The sequence below is a fragment of the Streptomyces sp. NPDC044002 genome (assembly GCF_056434525.1).
In genome coordinates this window covers 23,089-43,081 of the sequence record NZ_JBWKEZ010000012.1, presented here as the reverse complement: position 1 = coordinate 43,081, position 19,993 = coordinate 23,089, and the positions used below count along the sequence as shown (strand labels likewise).

Genomic DNA, 19,993 nt, shown 5'->3' with positions numbered 1-19,993 from the left:
CTGCAGACAGGACAAACCGGATCATGTCGGACAGCCTTCACCTCTGGATGCGCCACGAGGCCCGCCCCACCGAACGCCGGGCCCCCCTCACCCCCGAGGACGCCGCCCGCCTCACCGCGGCCGGAATCCGCGTCACCGTCGAGGAGTCGGACCGCCGCGCCTTCCCCCTCACCGCCTACACCGCCGCCGGCTGCGCCACCGCCCCCACCGCCTCCTGGCACGAGCAGGCCCCCGACGACGCGTACGTCCTCGGCCTCAAGGAACTCCCCGCCGGCCCCGACGCCCCCGCCCTGCGCCACCGCCACATCTACTTCGGCCACGCCTACAAGGGCCAGGCCGGCGCCCGCGAGCTGCTCGGCCGCTTCACCGCCGGCGGCGGAGCCCTGCTCGACATGGAGTACCTCACCGACGAAGCCGGCCGCCGCGTCGCCGCGTTCGGCTACTGGGCCGGCTACGTCGGCGCCGCCCTCGCCGTCCTGCACCACCGCGGCGCCCTCACCGCCCCCCTGCTCCCCACCGACCGCCCCGCCCTGGACGCCCTGCTCGCAGCGGGAGCCACCGGCGCCGGCACCACCACCGCCCTCGTCATCGGCGCCCTCGGCCGCTGCGGCCGCGGCGCCTGCGACGCCCTCGTCCAGGCCGGACTGGAGCCCACCCGCTGGGACCTCGCCGAGACCCGGAACACCGACCGCCCCGCCCTCCTCGCCCACGACCTGCTCGTCAACACCGTCCTGACCACCACCCCCGTGCCCCCGTTCCTGACCAAGGCCGACCTCGACGACCCCGACCGCCGGCTCTCCCTGGTCAGCGACGTCACCTGCGACGTCACCTCCGACTGCAACGTCCTGCCGGTCTACGACGAGACCACCACCTGGACCGAGCCCGTCCGCACCCTCCGCGAGGGCGAACGCCCCCTCGACCTCATCGCCATCGACAACCTCCCCTCCCTCCTCCCGGTGGAGGCCGCCACCGCCTTCTCCGCCGAACTCACCCCGCACCTGCTGCGGCTGGCCGAGTGGGACGGCGTGTGGGCCCGGGCCCTGCACACCTTCGAGGCGGCCGTCCAAGCCCAGGAGGCACCCCTTGACCAGTGACCAGCAGCCCGCCGCGCCGGCCTCCGGCACCGTCCACTGGATAGGCACCGGCCTGTCCACCGGCCGCTCGGGCCTCTCCCTCGTCTGCGAACGCGCCCGCCGCGTGGTCCTGTGGGACCGCACCGCCGAACGCGCCGCCGCCCGCCTGGCCGCCCTCGGCCTGGCGGGCCGCGCCGAGGTCCGCGCCCTCACCCCCGCCGCCCTGGCGGCGCGGACCGGCCCGGGCGACGTCCTCGTCTCCATGCTCCCGGCCGCCGAACACCCCGCGCTGCTGCGCCTGGCGGCCGACCGCGGCGCCCACTTCGCCTGCACCAGCTACACCACCCCCGAGCTGGCCGAGCAGGCGCGGGAGGCCGCCGCCCGCGCGGGCACCGTCGTCCTCACCGAAGCCGGACTCGACCCCGGCATCGACCACCTGATGGCCCACGACCTGGTCGCCCGCGCCCGCGAGGCCGTCGGCCCCTCCCCGGCGACCGCCGTGTTCACCTCCTGGTGCGGAGGCGTCCCCGCGGACCCGGGCCCCTTCCGCTACCGCTTCAGCTGGGCCCCGTACGGGGTCCTCGCCGCCCTCGGCACCCCCGCCCGGTACGTGTCCGACGGAGCCGAGGCCACCGTCCCCCGCCCCTGGGAGGCCACCCGCACCCTGACCCTGGCCGGCGAGGAGTTCGAGGCCTACCCCAACCGCGACAGCCTCCCCTTCGTCGCCCAGTACGGCATCCCGTACTACTGGCACCTCGACACCTTCGTACGCGGCACCCTGCGCAACTCCGGCTGGCGCGCCGCCTGGCGGCAGGTCTTCGACACCGTCGCCGCCGGGGACGCCGGAGCCGTCCGCGCCCTCGCCGCCGAACTCGCCGCCCGCCACCCCACCACCCCCGCCGACCGGGACCGCGTCGTGCTCTCCGTCTCCCTGGAACTGCGCACCAGGTCGGGCGGGAGCTGGCGAGGCTCGCGGCTGCTCGACCTCACCGGCGACGGCACCGAATCCGCGATGGCCCGCTGCGTCTCCCTCCCCGTCGCCTACGGCGTCACCCGGATCCTGGCCGGCGCCCTCCCCGCCGGCCTCAACCGCGCCGCCGAAACCCCCCGCGAGGCAGCCCGCTGGCTGGCCTTCCTCGGCGCCCACGGGCTGGCCGGGACCGGCGCGGAAACCGCCCCCGACGCCGCACACGCACCCGCCTGACCGCCGTACCGGCACCGCAACCGCAACCGCAACCGCAACCGCACGGCACCGCACCGCACCCGCGCACGGCCGACACGGCCCAGCGCTCCCACCCCACACACCCCTCCCTCCTCACCTCACACACCGAATCGAACGAGAGGTTCCGAACATGGGGCACGAGAGCTTCCGGCCGGGCATCACGCACTTCCGCTGCGTGGGAGTCGGCGTGGGCCCGGCCAACCTCAGCCTGGCGTCCCTGCTGCACGGCAGGCCGGACGTACCCAATCTCTTCCTCGACCGCAAGGAGTCCTTCGGCTGGCACGACGGCCAGCAGATCCCCGGCAGCACCCTCCAGGTCTCCCAGTTCAAGGACCTGGTCAGCCTCGCCGACCCCGCCAACCCCTTCTCGTTCCTGTCGTACCTGCACGCCAAGGGACGCGTCTACCACTTCCTCAACGCCCAGTTCGACGACGTGCCCCGGCTGGAGTTCCGCAACTACCTGGCCTGGGCCAGCCGCCGCAACGAGAACGTCGTCTTCGGCGAGGGCGTCCGCGAGGTCGACTTCGACGACGGACGCGGCGTCTTCACCGTCCGCACCGACCGGCGCACCGTCACCGCCGACAACGTCGTGGCCGGCGTCGGCAGCCGCCCCTGGGTCCCCCCGCAGGGCGAACACCTGCTCGGCCCCACCCAGTTCCACGTGGCCGACTACGTCCACGCCGCGCGCGACGTCGGCGGCAAGCGGGTCGTGGTCATCGGCGGCGGCCAGTCCGGCGCCGAGGCCTTCCTCGACCTGATCTCCCGGGGCGGCTGGGACCTGCCCCGCCGGGTCTCGTGGATCTCCCGCCGGCAGAACTACTTCCCCATCGACGACTCGCCCTTCACCAACGACTACTACATGCCCAGCCACGCCGACTACTTCTACGGACTGCCCCGCGAGCGCCGCCAGTCGCTGAACTCCCGCAACGTCCTGACCAGCGACGGGATCTCCGAGTCCACCCTCCGCGAGATCTACCAGACCATCTACGTCCACCGCTTCGTCGAGGGCAACGAGGACCTCGTCGCCCTGCACCCCGGCCGCGAGGTCTTCGACGTCCGCCCCGGCCCCTTCGGCGGCTGGGAGGTCTGCGCCCGCCACACCGGCGAACCCGAGTCCGTGGAGAAGTTCGAGGCCGACGTCATCGTCTGGGCCACCGGCTACCGGCCCGCCGCCATGGACTTCCTCGCACCCCTCGCCGGACGCCTGGAGCACGAGGGCGAGGAACTGCGCGTCGACGAGGACTACGCCGTCCGCTGGGACGGGCCCGCCGACCGCCGGATCTTCGTACAGAACGGCGTCCGCGGCCAGCGCGGCCTCGCCGACCCCAACCTCAGCCTCAACGCCTGGCGCAGCCGGCGCATCGCCGACCGGCTGTGCGGCGTCCGCGGCGACGAGCAGCTCGCCTCCTTCATCGAATGGTCCTCGAAGGCCCCCCAGGAGGAACGGTGGACCGCCTGATGGACACGGACCGCACCCGCGCCTGCCGCACCCTCGCCACCGACCCGGCGGCCAACCCTCCGGCCGCCCCGGCCACCACCGCACCCGCGCCCCGGGCCGCCGCCCAGGCGCCCGACCCCACCGACCCCGCCTCCTACCGCACCGCCGCCGCCGGCAGCGGCGGCCCCGCCGGGGCCCGCACCGACGTCGCCGTCGTCGGCGCCGGCATCCTCGGCGTCCTCATCGCCCGCGAGGTCCTCCACCGCGACCCCGCCGCCACCGTCACCGTCCTCGACCGCGACATGATCGGCTCCGGCGCCACCCGCCGCTCCGCCGGACTGCACTTCCCGCGCGGCGCCGACGACACCGTCCGCACCCTGGCCGCCGAGAGCGAGCGCTTCTACGCCGACCTCCACACCGCCCGCCCCGACCTGCCCATCCACCCCCTCGGCATGACCGTCATCGCCCCCGAGGCCGCCGAGGACCGGCTCCGCGAGGTCTACCTCCCCGAGGCCAAACTCCGCTGGACCACCGAACTCCCGCCCGCCGTACCCGCGCTGCCGCCCGGCTTCGGGGCCTGGGAGGGCGACGGCTGCCAGTACGCGGACGTCCACGCCCTCACCCAGCGCCTCGCCGCCGAACTGCGCCCCGCCGTCTCCTTCCGCGAAGGCGTCGCCGTCGAGACCGTCGCCGCCGGCCCCGGCGGCGCCCGGCTCACCCTGACCGGCGGCGCCACCCTGACCGCCGGGCACGTCGTCATCGCCCCCGGGCCCTGGCTCGCCGAACCCGCCTGGCGGGAGCTGGTCGCCCCGCTCGGAGCCCGCGTCAAGAAGATCGTCGCCCTGCACGTGGAAGTGGCCCCGGCCCCCGGCGACCGGGCCGTCGTCCTGCACACCGAGGACGCCTTCCTGCTGCCCCTCCACCACCGCGGCCACTGGCTCTTCAGCTACACCTGCCGGGAGTGGGACGTCGACCCCGCCACCGTCGACCCGGCCCTCACCGCCGGCCACCTGCGCGAAGCCCGGGCCCTGCTCACCCGCTACGCCCCCGGCCTGGCCGCGCACTGCCGGTCCGGCCGGGTGTTCTGCGACGCGTACGGGCCCGACGGCAGCCCGCTGGCCACCCGCCTCGACCCCTACGGCCGGCTCCTCTTCGCGGGCGCCGCCGGCGGCTCCGGCTACCGGCTGGCCCCGGCCCTCGCCGCCCGGGCCGCCGACCTGATCCCCTCCCTCCCGTCACCGCGAAAGGCCACGACATGATCATCGCGAGTTATGACGCCGACGTCCTGGAGCAGGCGTTCGGCATCGACATGAGCGGCGTGGAGGGCCTGGGCACCGGCGCCGGCTGGGGCCGCGTCGCCCCCGGCGGCGCCACCGACGGCCACCACCACGACGAGAGCGAGCTGTTCGTCATCGTCTCCGGCCGCGGCGAGTTCGTCGTCGACGGCGAGACCCACCCCGCCGCCCCCGGCACCGTCGTCCTCTTCGACCCCTTCGAGTCGCATGTCTTGAGGAACACCAGTCTGAGGAACACCAGCCCGGGGAACACGGCGGGCGAGGGCGACGACGACCTCGTCTTCTTCACCCAGTACTGGCGCGACGCCGAACGGGCCATGGCCCGCGCCGCCGCCCCCGACCGAGAGGGCTTCGGCGCGCGCCCCGTCTTCGTCTTCTCCACCCCGCCCACCCCCAACGGCGACCTCCACCTCGGCCACCTGTGCGGCCCCTACCTCGGCGCCGACGCCTTCACCCGCTTCCAGCGCATGAACGGAGCCGAGGCCTACCACCTCACCGGCAGCGACGACTACCAGAGCTACGTCCTCGGCGCCGCCCGCGCCGACGGCCGCACCCCCGCCGAAACCGCCGCCCACTACAGCGCCGAGATCGCCGAAACCCTGCGGCTGATGGACATACCCGTCGACCAGTACACCGTCACCGACCAGGACCCCGGCTACCGCGAGGGCCTCAAGGACTTCTTCGGCAAGGTCACCGCCTCCGGCCGGGTGTCCGTCGCCGAGCACGGCGCCCTCTTCGACGCCGGCACCGGCCACTACCTCTACGAGGCGGACGTCAAGGGCGGCTGCCCCGGCTGCGGCAACGACACCGGCGGCAACATCTGCGAGGAGTGCGGCGAACCCAACACCGTCACCGACCTCACCGAGCCCCGCTCCGCCGCCCCGCAGGCACCCGTGCGCGGCACGGCCGCCCGCTGGAACCTGCCCCTGCACACCTTCTCCGCAGACGTCCGCGACCACCACAGGCTCGGCCGCGTACCGGCCCGGCTGCGTGAACTGGCCGACCGCGTCTTCGCCCGCCCGAGCCTCGACGTCCCCCTCACCCACCCCTCCGGCTGGGGCGTCGAACCGCGCGGGGACGACACCGACGGGCAGGTCATCTGGGTGTGGCCCGAGATGAGCTACGGCTTCCTGCACGGCATCCAGTCACTCGGCGCCCGCCTCGGCCGCCCCTGGCAGGCCGCCGCCCCCGCCCCCGACTGGAAGATCGTCCACTTCTTCGGCTACGACAACAGCTTCTACCACTCGGTCCTCTACCCCGTCCTCTACCGGCTCGCCTTCCCCGGCTGGACCCCCGACATCGACTACCACGTCAACGAGTTCTACCTGCTCGACGGCGAGAAGTTCTCCACCAGCCGCCGCCACGCGATCTGGGGCAAGGAGATCCTCACCCCCGACACCGTCGACGCCGTCCGCTTCTTCCTCGCCGCCACCCGCCCCGAAGGCGCCCGCACCGACTTCCGGCGCGCCGCCTACGAAGCCGCCCTCGACGACACCCTCATCGGCACCTGGCAGCAGTGGCTCACCGACCTCGGCGCCCGCACCGCCAAGCACCACGCCGGCCGCGCCCCCGACGCCGGGAACTGGACTCCCGAGCACACCGCCTTCCTGGCCCGGCTCGGCACCCGGCTCGGCGCCGTCACCACCGCCCTCGGCAAGGACGCCTTCTCCCTCAACCAGGCCGCCGCCGAACTCGACGGCATCGTCCGCGACACCGTCCGCTTCGCCCGCGCCGAAGGCCTCCTCACCGACACCCCCGGCTGGGAGGACGAGAACCGCACCGCCCTCGCCCTCGAACTCGCCGCCGCCCGACTCCTCGCGCACGCCGCCGCCCCCGTCATGCCCCGCTTCGCCGCCCGCCTCGCCGCCGCCCTCGGCCAGGACGCCCCCGGCACATGGCCGCGTACCGTCGAACTCCTCACCCCCGGCACCCCCGTCGACCTCGCCGACGCCGTCTTCTTCCGGCCCGCCCCCGACGCCGCCGGCGCACCCGGCGCCGACCCCGTCCTCACCCCCTGGCTCACCCGCATCGCCCGCACCGCACTGCGCCTCGGCGAGGACGAGCACATCGCCCACCGCACCCTCACCCAGCTCGCGGCCGGCTCCCTCCAGGCCGTCACCGTCCAGTACCAGATCCTCGACGCCCTCGACGTCGACCTCTCCATGGACGAACTCCTGCACGGCGGCACCCTCGCCGAACTCGCCGCCGTCATCGCCGAGCGCGCCGAGCCCTCCGCCGTCGCCGCCCTGACCTCGGGGGACGCCCGATGAACACCCGCCAGATCCTGCGCGAGATAGCCGAACGCGGACTGTCCGTCGCCCTCGCCGACGGCGACCTGCGCCTCCAGGGCAACCGCGAACGGATGGACGCCGAGTTCATCTCCCGCGTCAAGGCCGCCAAGCCCGCCCTCGTCGCCCACCTCGCCCGCGAGGCCGAACACGGCCCCGGCTTCCCCCTCACCCCCCTCCAGCGCAGCTACTACGTGGGCCGCAGCGGCGTCTTCGAGATCGGCGACGTCTCCAGCCACGTCTTCCACGAGATCGAGGGCGACTGGGACCTCGACCGGCTGCAGAGCTCCCTCGACACCGTCGTCGCCGCCCACAGCGCCCTGCGCTCCCGCTTCCTCTCCGACGAACGCCAGGCCACCGAACACGGCGAAGCCGCCTCCCCGCGCATCGGCGTCCTCGACCTGCGCGCCCACAGCCCCCGCCAGCAGGAACTGATCCGCACCGAACTCCGCGAGATGCGCTCCCACCAGGTACTGCCCGCCGACCAGGCCCCGCTGCTCACCGTCGACGCCACCATCCTCGACGACGACAAGATGGTCCTCCACGTCGGCCACGACGGGCTCGTCATGGACGGCATCAGCATGTTCCTGTTCTTCCGCGCCTGGTGGCACGCCTACCAGAACCCCACCGCCGAGGTCCACGAGGAACTCCCCTACGAGGACTACCTCGCCGCCCTCGAAACCGCCCGCGACCGGGCCCCCGCCCGCCGCTCCCGCGACTACTGGACGGCACGCGCCGACGACCTCGCCCCCCACCCCGACCTGCCCCTGCGCACCAGCCCCGCCGCCCTGTCCGGCACCCGCTTCACCCAGCGCGAGGTCCGCCTCGACCGCACCGCCTGGACCGCCCTGAAGGAACGCGCCGCCGGCAAGGGCCTGACCCCCTCCGCGCTGCTCCTCGCCGCCTACGCGGAAACCCTCGCCACCTGGGGCGCCGGCGAACGCTTCACCCTCACCACCACCGTCGCCAACCGCCCGCCCGTCCACCCCCGCGTCTTCGAGGCCATCGGCCAGTTCTCCGACACCCTCCTCGTCGAGGCCGAGATCGACCGCGCACTGCCCTTCGCCGCCCGCGCCCAGGCCCTCCAGACCCGCCTGCACACCGACATCGACCACCGGCACTTCTCCGGCATCGAGGTCCTCAAGGAACTGGCCCGCCGGCGCGGCGGCATCGCCGCCGCCCGCATGCCGTTCACCTTCAACAGCGCCATCGGACACGTCAGCAGCGAGGTCGACGGCTCCGCGCTGGAACTCTTCGGCAAGGAGGTCTTCTCCGTCAGCCAGACCCCCCAGGTATGGCTCAACGCCTTCGCGATGGAGCAGCACGGCGAACTCGTCGTCCAGCTCGACGGCATCGACGAACTCTTCTGCGAAGGCCTCCTCGACGACCTCGCCCACGGCTACCGGACCCTGCTCGGCCTCCTCGCCGACGAGGACGCCGCCTGGCAGCGCCACTCCTTCGACCTGCTGCCGCCCGCCCAGCGCGCCCGCCGCGCCGCCGCCAACGACACCGCCGTCGAACTCCCCGAGGAGATGCTCGGCGACGCCGTCGTGGCCCAGGCGGCACGCACCCCCGCCGCCCCCGCGATCCTCACCGCCGACCGCACCGTCAGCTACGGCGAACTCCTGCACCGCGCCGCCACCGCCGCCACCTGGCTGCGCGAACAGGGCGTCGGCCGCGGCGAACTCGTCGGCCTCGTCATGCGGCGCGGACCCGAGCAGATCGTCGGCATCCTCGCCACCGTCCTCGCCGGGGCCGCCTACCTGCCCGTGGACGCCGGCCTGCCCACCGCCCGGCAGGAGTACATGCTCGCCGACGGCCGGGTGCGCTGCGTCCTGACCAACACCGGCTGGACCTCCACCGGCTCCATGGCCGCCTTCGACCTCACCCGGCCCTGCTCCGGCCGCGCCGAACTCCCCGACCGGCTCCCCGGATCCACCCCCGACGACCTCGCGTACGTCCTCTACACCTCGGGCACCACCGGCGCCCCCAAGGGCGTCATGGTCACCCACCGCAACGTCGCCAACCTCGTCGCCGACTGCCGGGACCGCTTCGGGATCACCGCCGAGGACCGGTTCATGGCCGTCAGCGCCTTCAACTTCGACCTGTCCGTCTGGGACGTCTTCGGCGCCCTGTCGGCCGGCGCCGCCCTGGTCATGCCCGACCACGACCGGGCCGTCGACCCCGCCCACTGGCTGGAGCTGTGCTGGCTCTACCAGGTCAGCGTCTGGAACTCCGTCCCCGCCATCGTCGGCCTGCTCCACGGGCAGGCCCGCGCCGACGGCGACGTACCGCCCGGCCTGCGGCTCGTCATGATGAGCGGCGACCGGCTCCCGCCCGCCCTGCCCGCGCAGCTGCGCGAGATGATCCCCGGCCTGGAGGTCGTCTCCCTCGGCGGCCCCACCGAGACCACCGTCTGGAACATCCTGCACCCCGTCGGCGAGGACGAGGACGGCACCGAGTCCATCCCGTACGGCCGCCCCAACGCCAACAACCGCGCCTACGTCCTGGACCGCGACGGCCTCGACGCCCCCGACTGGGTCACCGGCGAGATCACCGCCGCCGGCACCGGACTGGCCCGCGGCTACTGGGGCGACGAACAGCGCACCGCCGAGCGGTTCTACGAGGACCCCGAACGCGGCGAACGCATGTACCGCACCGGCGACCTCGGCCGCTACCTGCCCGACGGGAACATCCAGATCCTCGGCCGCACCGACTTCCAGATCAAGATCAACGGCTACCGGATCGAAGCCGGCGAGGTCGAGACCCGCCTCGCCGCCCTCGCCGAGGTCTCCCGCGCCGTCGTCGCCGCCCAGGGCAACCGGCTCATCGCCCACCTCGTCCCCTCCGGCGGCCACCGCCCGCCCCTGACCGAACTCCGCCAGGCCCTGCGCGCCGACCTGCCCGACTACATGCTCCCGGCGGCCGTCCTCTGGCACGAGGAGCTCCCGCTCACCGGCAACGGCAAGGTGGACCGTACGCGGCTGGCCGCGCTCGGCGCCGAGGAGGGCGCGGCGCGGGAGACCGGCGGCAACGCCCCCGCCACCCAGGCCGAGAAGATCCTCTGCGACATCTGGTCCACCGTCCTGCGCCGCCCCGACATCGGTGCCCTCGACACCCTCGCCTCCCTCGGCGGCGACTCCATCGCGGCCGCCCGCATCCTCACCGCCGCCCGCAAGCGCTTCGGCGTCACCATCACCCTCGACCAGTTCTCCGAGATGGACACCGTCCGGGCGATGGCCGCCACCCTCATGCCGGCGGCCGACCGATGACCCCGGCAGGGCCCCGCCAGGGGCGCGGGGAACTGCGCGCTCAGCCACAGCGGACCGGCAGCCGACACACGGCAGTACCCCATCAGGGGCGCGGGGAACTGCGCGACCAGCCCCCACCGGCCGGCAGCCGACACACGGCCGTCCCCGACACGATCCGCCGCATCACCACCGAGGAGCCCCCCGGGGGCAACCTCCACGTGGCCCGCCTGGAAGGCACCCGCACCATCCCCCTCAGCGAGCTGTACGACCGCGCAGCCCGCCTCGCCCACCACCTGCGCGAGCACTACGGCATCGGCCCCGGCGACCGCATCGGCGTCCTCGCCGCCAACAGCCTCGAATGGGTCCTGCTCGACCTCGCCGCCCTGCGCCTCGGCGCGCAGACCGCCGGCCTGGAGCCCGGCAAGTTCACCCCGTCCACCGAACTCGTCGACGGCTACGGCCTCCACCTCCTGTTCACCGACCAGGACACCGGCGGCGTCCCCGACACCATCCCCATGGCCGGCCTGTGGGAGCTGGCCGGCCCCGGCGACGGCCCCGACACCCCGCTGCCGCCCGTCACCTGGGCCGCCGAGGACGTCACCACCATCAAGTTCACCTCCGGCAGCACCGGGATCCCCAAGGGCCTCGGCGCCACCGCCGGCAGCATCGACAGCTCCCTCCGCGCCGTCCAGGAGATCTTCGGACACGCCCCCGGCGACAACCTCTTCGTCTTCCTGCCACTCTCCCTCCTCCAGCAGCGCTACTGGGTGTACTCCGCCCTCCTCCACGGCCACGACGTCACCCTCACCACCTACGAAGCAGCCTTCGCCACCCTGCGCCGCGTCCGCCCCACCGTCGTCATGGGCGTCCCCGCCTTCTACGAGAGCGCCCGCCGCCAGATCGCGGCCCGCCTGCGCCGCACCCCCGGCCGCAGCCCCGCCGAGGCCGCCCGGACCCTCTTCGGGGACCGGATCCGCTACCTGTGGACCGGATCCGCCCCCGCCTCGCCCGCCGTACTGCGCTTCTTCAACGACACCGCCGGCCTGCCCCTGTACGAGGGCTACGGACTCAACGAGACCTGCATCGTCACCAAGAACCACCCCGGCGCCCACCGCGAGGGCAGCGTCGGACGGGCCGTACGCGGCAAGGAGGTCCTGATCGGCGAGGACGGCGTCATCAGCGTCCGCAGCACCCACCCCGTCAACAACCACTACGCGTACGCCCGGCCCGGCGACTCCGAGAAGGTCTTCTCGCCCGACGGGACCGTCCGCACCGGCGACCTCGGCCACCTCGACGAGGACGGCTTCCTCTACGTGCACGGCCGCGCCGACGACGTCATCGTCCTCGACAACGGCAAGAAGGTCATCGTCCGCCCCATCGAGGAACTCATGCGGGCCGACCCGGCCATCGCCGAATGCGTCCTGTTCAGCCCCACCCAGACCGACCTCGTCGCCGTGGTCTCCCCGGCCGGCCTGCCCGCCGACCACCGGGCCATCGCCGCCCGCCTCGCCGCCGTCAACGCCGCCACCACCCCCGACGAGCGGATCAGCCGAGTCGTCGTCGCCGACCCGCCGTTCAGCATCGAGGGCGGCCTGCTGACCTCCCAGTACAAGCCGAAGCGCCCCGACATCCGGGCCGCCTACCACTCACCGCTGCACACCCAGGAGGCCGGGATCCATGCCTGACACCACCGACACCCGCGCGGCGATCGAGGCCGCGGCCCGCGACCAGCTCTCCCTCGTCCTGGTCCCCGAGGTCGAGCCGGAGGCCATAGACCCCGGCGCCGACATGGTCTCCGCCTACGGCCTGACCTCCCTCAACAAGGTCCTCTTCCTCACCGAGGTCTGCGAGGAGACCGGCGTCGACCTCGCCCACTTCACCGAACACGACCTCGCCGACATGAAGACCCTGCGCGACGTCACCGAAGCCCTCGCCCGCCACCACCACGCCACCACCGGAGCCTGAACCATGAGCGCCCTCAGCTGGACCGAGCACACCGCCGCCGTCCTGGAGAACCACCGGGTCCGCCTCACCCCGATCACCGAGGCCGACCGCGAGGGCGTCCGGGCGGTGGCCATGGACCCCGACATCTGGCGCTACTTCGTCGCCGCCGTCGACACCGACGCCGACTTCGAGGCCTTCTTCGACGCCAACCTCGCCGACCACACGGCCGGCCGCCGCGCCGTCTGGACCATCACCGACAAGGCGAGCGGCCGCATCGCCGGCAGCATGAGCTTCGGCAACATGGCCGAGGCGGACCGGCGCCTGGAGATCGGCTGGTCCTGGCTCGGCCGCGACTTCCGCGGCCGCGGTGTCAACCACTGGGCCAAGGCCCTGCTGCTGGAACACGCCTTCGAGGTGCTCGGCGCCGAACGCGCCGAGTTCAAGACCGACGTCCTCAACACCCAGGCCCGCCGCGGCCTCGCCAACATCGGCGCCACCGAGGAAGGCGTCCTGCGCAGCTTCAACTACATGCCCGGCGGCCGCCGCCGCGACGCCGTCTACTACAGCGTCCTGCGCTCCGAATGGCCCGCCGTCCGCGCCCTCCTCGCGCACGGCCCCAAGAAGGCCGTACCGGCATGAGCGAGGACACCGCCGACCCCGGCATCGCCCACATACGGGCCTCCGGCACCCCCTGGGACATCGGCCGCGCCCACGGCACGGCCCTGGCCGCCCCGCTGCGGGCCTTCCTCGACGACGGCCTCGCCCGCCTGGGCCACCTCGTCGACCGGCCCCCGACCCTGCCCGCCCTGCTGCCCTCGATCGCCGCCCACCGCGACGCGGTCGAGGCGGCCGTCCCCGACCTCGCCGAGGAAGTCGCCGGCCTCGCCGACGGGGCCCGGATCAGCGAGGACGAGGCCTGGCTGCTCCAGCTGCGCCGCGAACTCACCGGCTACTCGAAGATCCGGGCCGGCGGCGACTGCACCACGTACGCCCGCACCGGCCCGGGCACCGAGCCCGTCCTCGCCCAGACCGTCGACCTCAGCGGCAACCTCGACACCCACATCGCCGTCCTGGAGACCGCCCGCGCCGGCTCCGCCCGGCGCTCCCTCGTGCTCAGCTTCGCCGGACTCCTCGGCTACCTCGGCGTCAACAGCGACGGCCTCGCCGTCGGCATCAACCTGGTCCTCGGCGGCAGCTGGCGCCCCGGCGTGCCCCCGTACCTGGCCGTCCGCCACCTCCTCGACACGGCGGCCACCGCCGAACAGGCCCTGAAGGTCCTCGTCGACCTGCCGCTGTCCAGCTCCCGCTCCCTCATGCTCTGCGACCACGAACGGGTCCTGTACGCCGAACACCTCGACGGCGACCTGCGCGTCACCGAGGCCGCCCCCGGCGCACTCGCCCACACCAACCACTACCTCCACCCGGACTTCGCCCCCGCCGACGAGCTGAACGTCTTCGCCCGCAACTCCTCGCGCCGCCGCCTCGCCGCCGCCCGCGAAGGGATCGCCGCCCTCCCCGGCGACGCGCACGCCGAGGACCACTTCGCGCTGCTCGCACGGCCCCCCGTACGCGTCCCCGACCGGGGCGACATCCGGGCCGAACGCACGGTCGCCGCGGCCGTGATGTTCCCGGCGGCCGGGCGGCTCCACCTGAGGCCGGGCGACCCCGCGCGCTCCCGCACGAGGGTGTTCACCCTGTAGCCCCGGGGCCCAGGGCCCAGGGCCAGGGATGTGTCCGAGAAAGGAGAATGATGGACGCATGGCTGGTCGACCTCGACCAGGTCGCCCCCACCGAGATCACCCCGCGCTACCCCGAGGGCCTCACCGAGGACGAACTGCGGCGCGGCGCCGAGTTCGTCCACGCGCGTGCCGCCCACCGCTTCTACCGCGCCCGGCTCACCGTCCGCCGCCTGCTGGCCGAACGCCTCGGCCTCGACGCGCACGACCTGCGCATCCACTACGACCCCGCCGGCAAGCCCTACCTGCCCGACCAGCCCGGCACCCACGTCAGCTGGTCCCGCTCCGACGGACTGCTGCTGCTCGGCGCCACCGAGACCGGGCCCATCGGCGTCGACGTCGAACTGGTCCGCCCGGCCTCCAGCAGCCTCGACGTGCTCACCTTCATCTACCCGGGGCTCCCGGACGGGGTCGGACCCGAGACCTTCTTCCACGCCTGGACCCTGCTGGAGGCCGCGGTCAAGGCCACCGGGCGCGGCCTGACCGACGGCGCCCGCGAAGTTGACCTGGCCTTCGGCCCGGACGGCTCCGTCGGCCTGCGCGGCATCACCGGCCACGGCGCCCTGCCCTGGCACGGCCACACCGCGCTCCAGCCGACCCGGCAGGACTGCCCGTGGGCGATGACCGCGTTCGTCTCCCGGGAACTCCCCCCGGTCACCGTCCTGACCTGGCCGGACCGGACCGGCGACCCCGTACGGCCACCGGCCCGGGCCCCCTCCGGGCTCACTGGGCGCTGACCACCGGCGAACCGTCGGGGGCGATCGCCGAGAAGCCGGTGTACGGAACCAGCGCGGGCGGCACGGCCACCGAGCCGTCCGCGCGCTGGTACTGCTCCAGCACCGCCACCAGTGTCCGGCCCACCGGCAGCGCCGAACCGTTCAGCGTCGCCGCGAACCGCTTGCGCCCGTCCCGGTCGCGGACCTTGATGCCGGCCCGGCGCCCCTGGAAGTCCCCGCAGTCCGAGCACGAGGAGATCTCCCGGTACGTGCCCTGCCCCGGCAGCCACACCTCGATGTCATAGGTGCGCCGCGCGGCGAACCCGAGGTCCCCGGCCCGCAGTTCCACCACCCGGTGCGCCAGCCCCAGCCGCCGCAGCGCCGTCTCGGCGTGCCCGGTCAGGAGCTCCAGCTCCGCCGCCGAGTCCTCCGGCCGGCAGATCCGCACCAGCTCCACCTTCTCGAACTGGTGCAGCCGCACCAGCCCCCGCGTGTCCCGGCCGTACGAGCCGGCCTCCGCCCGGTAGCAGGGCGTGCACGCGGTCAGCGCCAGCGGCAGCCCGTCCTCCCGCAGGGTCTCCCCCCGGTACAGGTTGACCAGCGGCACCTCCGCCGTCGGGATCAGCAGCAGGTCCCGGTCGGCGGCGCCCGTCAGGAACAGGTCGTCCTCGAACTTCGGCAGCTGCCCGGTACCCGTCATCGTCTCCCGGGTCACCAGGTGCGGCACCCCGTGCTCGGTGTACCCGTGCTCGGTGGTGTGCAGGTCCAGCAGGAACGCGGCCAGGGCCCGCTCCAGCCGGGCCCCCGCCCCCCGGGTCACGGCGAACCGGGACCCCGACAGCCTGGCGGCGCGCACCTGGTCCAGGATCCCCAGCCGGGTCCCGATGTCCACGTGGTCGCGCGGCGTGAACTCGAACCCGGGGACCTCGCCCCAGGTCCGCCGCACCACCGGCGGGTCCTGCTCGGTCCCGTCGGGCACGTCCGGGTACGGCAGGTTGGGCACGGCCAGCAGCAGCGCGGCCAGCCCCTCCTCCGCCTCCCGGAGCTCCTCCGACACCGACCGCAGGCGCTCCTTGGCCGCCGCCGCCCGGGCCCGCGCCGCGTCGTCGGGCCGGACCCCTGCCTTGGCCGAGCGGTTCTGCTCGGCCCGCAGCTTGTCCCGCTCGGCGATGAGCCGGGCGCGCTGTTCGGTCAGGTCACGCAGGGCGGCCCGGTCCAGGACGTGTCCGCGGCGGGCCAGACCGGCCCCGGCCGCCTCCTGGAGCAGGCTGTGCGGGTCGTGCATGACGGCTCCTCAGTCCTCGTCGGTGACGTGCGCGGTGGCGGTGACGTGCGCGGTGGTGGTGACGTGCGCGGTGGTGGCGGCGACCGTGGCGGTGGCGGCGACCGTGGCGATGGCCCGGTACCGCTGCGGCGAGCGGGACCGCAGCCACAGGGCGTGGCCGAGACCGCCGAGGGCGGCGCCGGCCATCAGCCACGGGATCCGGTTCACCCAGGGCGACGTGCTCCCGGTGACCAGCGCGAAGTTGTCCAGCAGCAGCCAGAGCGCCCCCACCAGCCCGGCCAGGGCCAGTACGGGCGCCAGCCGGGTCCGCCACCAGTGCCCCTCGGGGTGCCCGCGGAAGAAGACCAGCACCGCCACGGCCACCGCCGCCTGCAGGGCGACGATCCCGACCGTGCCCAGCGCCAGCATCGTGGTGGCCAGGTTGGTGTACGGATGCGCCCCCGCCAGCGCGAACACCGCGCACACGACGGCCGTGGCCACCGACAGCACCGCGCTCGCCCGGTGCGGCGAGCCGTGCCGGGGGTGCACCCGGGCCAGCGAGCCGGGCAGCACCCGCTCCCGGCCCAGGACGAACAGGTACCGGTTCGCGGCGGTGTGCAGCCCGAGCAGCGCCCCGAACAGGCTGGTGCACAGCAGCACCTGCATCACGCTCGTCGCGAAGGTGCCCAGGTAGTCGTCCGACAGGTGGAAGAACAGGTCGCCCAGCTCCCTCCCGGCGGTCTCCGCGACCCGGTCCGCGCCGACCGCCCCGACCGCCGCCCAGCTCATCAGCGCGAAGAAGACGGTGATCAGCACGACGGAGGCGTACGTGGCGACGGGCACGCTGCGCTTCGGGTCGCGGCTCTCCTCGCCGTACAGCGCGGCCGCCTCGAAGCCCACGTACGAGATCAGCGCGAACATCAGCGCCACCCCGAGCCCCGGCGCGAGGACCGTCTCCGGCCGGAACGCGGCCGCCGGCAGGGTGTCCGTCCCGTGCCGCACCCCGATGGCCAGCGCCAGCAGCCCCAGTACCGCCACCTCGGCGACCATCAGCACCGCCAGCAGCCGGGCGCTCAGGTCGATCCGCCGGTAGCCCATCACCGCCGTCAGGGCCAGCGCACCGCCCGTCCACACCGGCCACGGCACCGGCAGGCCGTGCGCGGCGGAGACCAGTTCGGCGAAGTACCCGAAGGCCCCCGCCACCCCGGCGACGGCCGCCGTGTACGCGAGGACGGCCGTCAGCCCGGCCGCGACGGCCGGCGGCCGCCCCAGCCCCTGCCCGACGTACGTGTAGAAGCCGCCCGCGCCGACCACATGCCGGCTCATCGCCGCGTACCCGACGGAGAAGCACAGCAGGATCAGCCCGGCCAGGGCGAAGGTCGCGGGCACTCCGGCGCCGTTGCCGATGGCGTAGGCGAGGGGCACCGAGCCGACCACCCCGGACATCGGGGCGGCCGCCGCGACGACCAGGAAGACGATCCGGGGGGTGGTCAGCGTCCTGCGCAGCCCCGGCGCGGCGGGTGACTCCGGCTCCGTCGCCCTGACGGGGATCGTGGAAGTCACCGGATCACCTCGGGTGGTTGCGGATGATGTCGACGGCCTCCGGGACGCCCATGTACGGCAGCCGCACCTCGGCCATGTCGTCGGTCCACTGCTCGGCGAGGTCGTAGCGCTGCTTGGGCGTGGTCTCCAGCAGCCGGCAGCCCGGGAACACCTCGTAGTCCTTGAGCAGTTCGGCGTGCGCGAACATGCCCTGCTGGAACAGCTCCTCGCGCTCCAGCACGAACTCCTCCGACGGCAGCTCGTCCCACAGCCGCCGCCCGCGCCGGATCAGCTCGATCAGCCGCGGCCGGTACGAGGGGTTGCGCGCCAGGTGCTCGCGGACGATCGAGCTGCCCACGGTCAGGTGGCGGATCTCGTCGATGGACGCGCCGCGCGCGATCTCCGCCGCGGCCGGGTCCAGCAGGGTCCACTTGCGTTCGCTGAGCTCGGCCGCGGGCGCCAGCACCCCCTCGATGACGATGGTGAACACCGCGACCGCGCCGATGAAGTCGCCCTCGTCGCGCACCACGCCGGTGGCGAACTCGGCGATCGGGTTCAGCACCCGGCGGGTGTAGTCGGCGCCCTGCTCCTTGATGAACCCCAGCAGCCCCGCCTCCGGCACCCCGAGGTCCACCAGGTGCTTGCGGAAGATCATCGCGTGCCGGGCCTCGTCGACCACCTGGGTGGTGAAGAACTCCTGCTCCACGACCCCCGGCGCGCCGATCACGTAGTGGGACAGCACGTCCACCGCCCGGGACTCGGCCAGCGACCGGTTGCCCAGCTCCAGCACGAGCGCCTGCCGCAGCGGCCCGTCCTCCTTCATGTGCTCCGGAGTCACGGCGTCGTGCCCCGCCTCCGCCCGCCCGCGCAGGGTCCCCTGCGCCACGGCCGACAGCCAGTAGCCCAGATCGCACTCCTCGGCGGTCAGGGTCATCTCCTGCGCCCCGTCGAGCAGGTTGGGCGCGCGGTCCCAGTCGGCCTCTACGGGGATCTGCGGAAGGGTGGTCATGACGCAACCTCACTGGGGGAAGCGGGAACGGAGACGGAAGCGGAAGCGGCAGGGGTGACGCAGGCGCTGTGCATGCGGCCGGCGAAGCTGAGCATCGGGGAGTCGACGGTGTGCGAGCCGCCCGTGACCTCGGCGAGGAGCATGTCGTGGTCCCCGACCTGGTGCCAGCCCAGCACCCGGCACGCCATGTGCGCCAGGCTCCCGCCGATCAGCGGGGCGCCGGTGAGCGGGTCGGTGGTCCAGTCGAAGCCGTCGAACTGGGCGTCGCCGAGCGGGCGGGAGGGGTTCGCGAAGCGGCGGGCCACGTCCTGCTGCGCCGAGCCGAGCACGTTCACCGAGAAGCGGCCCGCCCGGCGGACCATCCCCGCGAACGTGGACGTCGGCCGCAGGCACGCGCCGAGGACCAGCGGGTCCCGCGACAGGGTGACCACGGCGCTGGCGGTGGTGCCGTGCCGGACGCCGTCACGGCTGACGGTCAGCACCGTTACGCTCGAAGCCAGCCGGCGCAGCGCCAGCCGGGCCGCGTCCGGGTCCTCGTACCCCTCGGCGGCCGCGGAGGCGCTGCGGTCCGTCAGCCAGGCCGGGTAGCGGGTCACCGGTGCGCCCCGACGGCGGGGGCGGCCGACCCGGTGGCGGCCGATCCGGTGGCGGCGATCGTCGCGGGGTGCTCCTCGTACGGCAGCGGCACCGGGCCGTCGGTCGCCGAGCGGCGCTTCAGCATGGCCGTCAGCTGGTGCACCAGCGGCGTGTCCTCCGGCTCGAAGGGCAGCCCGAACGGCTTCAGGAAGTTCCCGAAGACGCCCCGGTCGCCGAACACGTGGAACGGCAGCGCCAGCAGCGCCCACTCCGGCCCGATCAGCCACATCCACAGCAGGCCCACGGCGGCCACGCTGAGCAGGCTGTGCATCGAGTTGTAGAGCACGTAGTACGCCTTGTGGATCCGCCCGTCGGGGCTGCGCCGGTAGGCGATCGCGCCCGGGATGTAGCCGAGCAGGTCGATGTACAGGAACAGGCCGATCGCCGCGAACCAGTTGATGTCCGTGAAGTGCCACAGGATGAACCCGATCGTCACGGCGAACGCGACCAGGTACTCCAGGCGGTGCAGGTTGAAGGTGACCGGTGACTCGACCGGGTTCTTGATGTCCATGAGGGGTGTCGTGTCCTAACTGCGGGCGGACCGCGCTACGGGAAGCAGCTGTTGCTGCCGGGGGAGGG

Annotated in this window: 16 protein-coding genes; 11 read left to right on the top strand and 5 right to left on the bottom strand. The window is 73.9% G+C overall.

Features of this window, described 5'->3' with window-relative positions; genetic code table 11:
• The first annotated feature begins 23 nt into the window (after nt 1-23).
• The 11 genes from AC07A6_RS11900 (at nt 24) to AC07A6_RS11850 (ending at nt 14,984) form a co-directional block, all read left to right on the top strand.
• Nucleotides 24-1,094 (top strand): saccharopine dehydrogenase, encoded by a 1,071-nt coding sequence (locus tag AC07A6_RS11900; protein WP_362464223.1) that lies wholly within the window; start codon nt 24-26, stop codon nt 1,092-1,094.
• Nucleotides 1,084-2,277: a saccharopine dehydrogenase C-terminal domain-containing protein gene (locus AC07A6_RS11895; RefSeq protein WP_478777011.1), complete on the top strand. Its 1,194-nt coding sequence runs from the start codon at nt 1,084-1,086 to the stop codon at nt 2,275-2,277. The genes AC07A6_RS11900 and AC07A6_RS11895 overlap by 11 nt, the downstream gene beginning before the upstream one ends.
• A gap of 148 nt (nt 2,278-2,425) precedes the next feature.
• Nucleotides 2,426-3,754 (top strand): lysine N(6)-hydroxylase/L-ornithine N(5)-oxygenase family protein, encoded by a 1,329-nt coding sequence (locus tag AC07A6_RS11890; protein WP_362464229.1) that lies wholly within the window; start codon nt 2,426-2,428, stop codon nt 3,752-3,754.
• Nucleotides 3,742-4,992 carry an NAD(P)/FAD-dependent oxidoreductase gene (locus AC07A6_RS11885; RefSeq protein WP_478777010.1) on the top strand — a complete coding sequence of 417 codons (1,251 nt, stop codon included), beginning with the start codon at nt 3,742-3,744 and terminating at the stop codon, nt 4,990-4,992. The genes AC07A6_RS11890 and AC07A6_RS11885 overlap by 13 nt, the downstream gene beginning before the upstream one ends.
• On the top strand, nt 4,989-7,298 hold the full coding sequence (locus tag AC07A6_RS11880) for a class I tRNA ligase family protein (protein ID WP_478777009.1): 2,310 nt from the start codon (nt 4,989-4,991) through the stop codon (nt 7,296-7,298). The genes AC07A6_RS11885 and AC07A6_RS11880 overlap by 4 nt, the downstream gene beginning before the upstream one ends.
• Nucleotides 7,295-10,588 carry a non-ribosomal peptide synthetase gene (locus AC07A6_RS11875; protein ID WP_478777008.1) on the top strand — a complete coding sequence of 1,098 codons (3,294 nt, stop codon included), beginning with the start codon at nt 7,295-7,297 and terminating at the stop codon, nt 10,586-10,588. The genes AC07A6_RS11880 and AC07A6_RS11875 overlap by 4 nt, the downstream gene beginning before the upstream one ends.
• Nucleotides 10,585-12,252: an AMP-binding protein gene (locus AC07A6_RS11870; RefSeq protein WP_478777007.1), complete on the top strand. Its 1,668-nt coding sequence runs from the start codon at nt 10,585-10,587 to the stop codon at nt 12,250-12,252. Before AC07A6_RS11875 ends, AC07A6_RS11870 begins: the two co-directional genes overlap by 4 nt.
• Nucleotides 12,245-12,532, top strand: a complete 288-nt coding sequence (locus AC07A6_RS11865) for an acyl carrier protein (protein ID WP_478777006.1) — start codon at nt 12,245-12,247, stop codon at nt 12,530-12,532. The genes AC07A6_RS11870 and AC07A6_RS11865 overlap by 8 nt, the downstream gene beginning before the upstream one ends.
• Nucleotides 12,533-12,535: 3 nt before the next feature.
• Entirely contained in the window at nt 12,536-13,150 is a 615-nt protein-coding gene (locus tag AC07A6_RS11860) for a GNAT family N-acetyltransferase (RefSeq protein ID WP_362464247.1), read from the top strand.
• Complete coding sequence (locus AC07A6_RS11855; RefSeq protein WP_478777005.1) at nt 13,147-14,211, top strand: C45 family autoproteolytic acyltransferase/hydolase; 1,065 nt, start codon at nt 13,147-13,149, stop codon at nt 14,209-14,211. The genes AC07A6_RS11860 and AC07A6_RS11855 overlap by 4 nt, the downstream gene beginning before the upstream one ends.
• 50 nt (nt 14,212-14,261) lie before the next feature.
• Entirely contained in the window at nt 14,262-14,984 is a 723-nt protein-coding gene (locus tag AC07A6_RS11850; RefSeq protein ID WP_478777004.1) for a 4'-phosphopantetheinyl transferase family protein, read from the top strand.
• Here AC07A6_RS11850 and serS read toward each other — a convergent pair.
• From serS to AC07A6_RS11825, 5 genes are read right to left on the bottom strand one after another with little or no spacing between them, the layout of a single operon-like run.
• Complete coding sequence (serS, locus tag AC07A6_RS11845) at nt 14,971-16,248, bottom strand: serine--tRNA ligase (RefSeq protein ID WP_362464256.1); 1,278 nt, start codon at nt 16,246-16,248, stop codon at nt 14,971-14,973. The genes AC07A6_RS11850 and serS overlap by 14 nt on opposite strands.
• A 9-nt stretch (nt 16,249-16,257) precedes the next feature.
• Nucleotides 16,258-17,790 carry an APC family permease gene (locus AC07A6_RS11840; protein WP_478777003.1) on the bottom strand — a complete coding sequence of 511 codons (1,533 nt, stop codon included), beginning with the start codon at nt 17,788-17,790 and terminating at the stop codon, nt 16,258-16,260.
• 4 nt (nt 17,791-17,794) lie between these two features.
• Entirely contained in the window at nt 17,795-18,778 is a 984-nt protein-coding gene (locus tag AC07A6_RS11835) for a ferritin family protein (protein WP_478777002.1), read from the bottom strand.
• A complete protein-coding gene (locus tag AC07A6_RS11830; protein WP_362464264.1) occupies nt 18,775-19,374 on the bottom strand; it encodes a flavin reductase family protein in 600 nt (199 codons plus the stop codon). The genes AC07A6_RS11835 and AC07A6_RS11830 overlap by 4 nt, the downstream gene beginning before the upstream one ends.
• On the bottom strand, nt 19,371-19,925 hold the full coding sequence (locus AC07A6_RS11825) for a hypothetical protein (protein ID WP_478777001.1): 555 nt from the start codon (nt 19,923-19,925) through the stop codon (nt 19,371-19,373). The genes AC07A6_RS11830 and AC07A6_RS11825 overlap by 4 nt, the downstream gene beginning before the upstream one ends.
• Between the last annotated feature and the right edge of the window lie 68 nt (nt 19,926-19,993).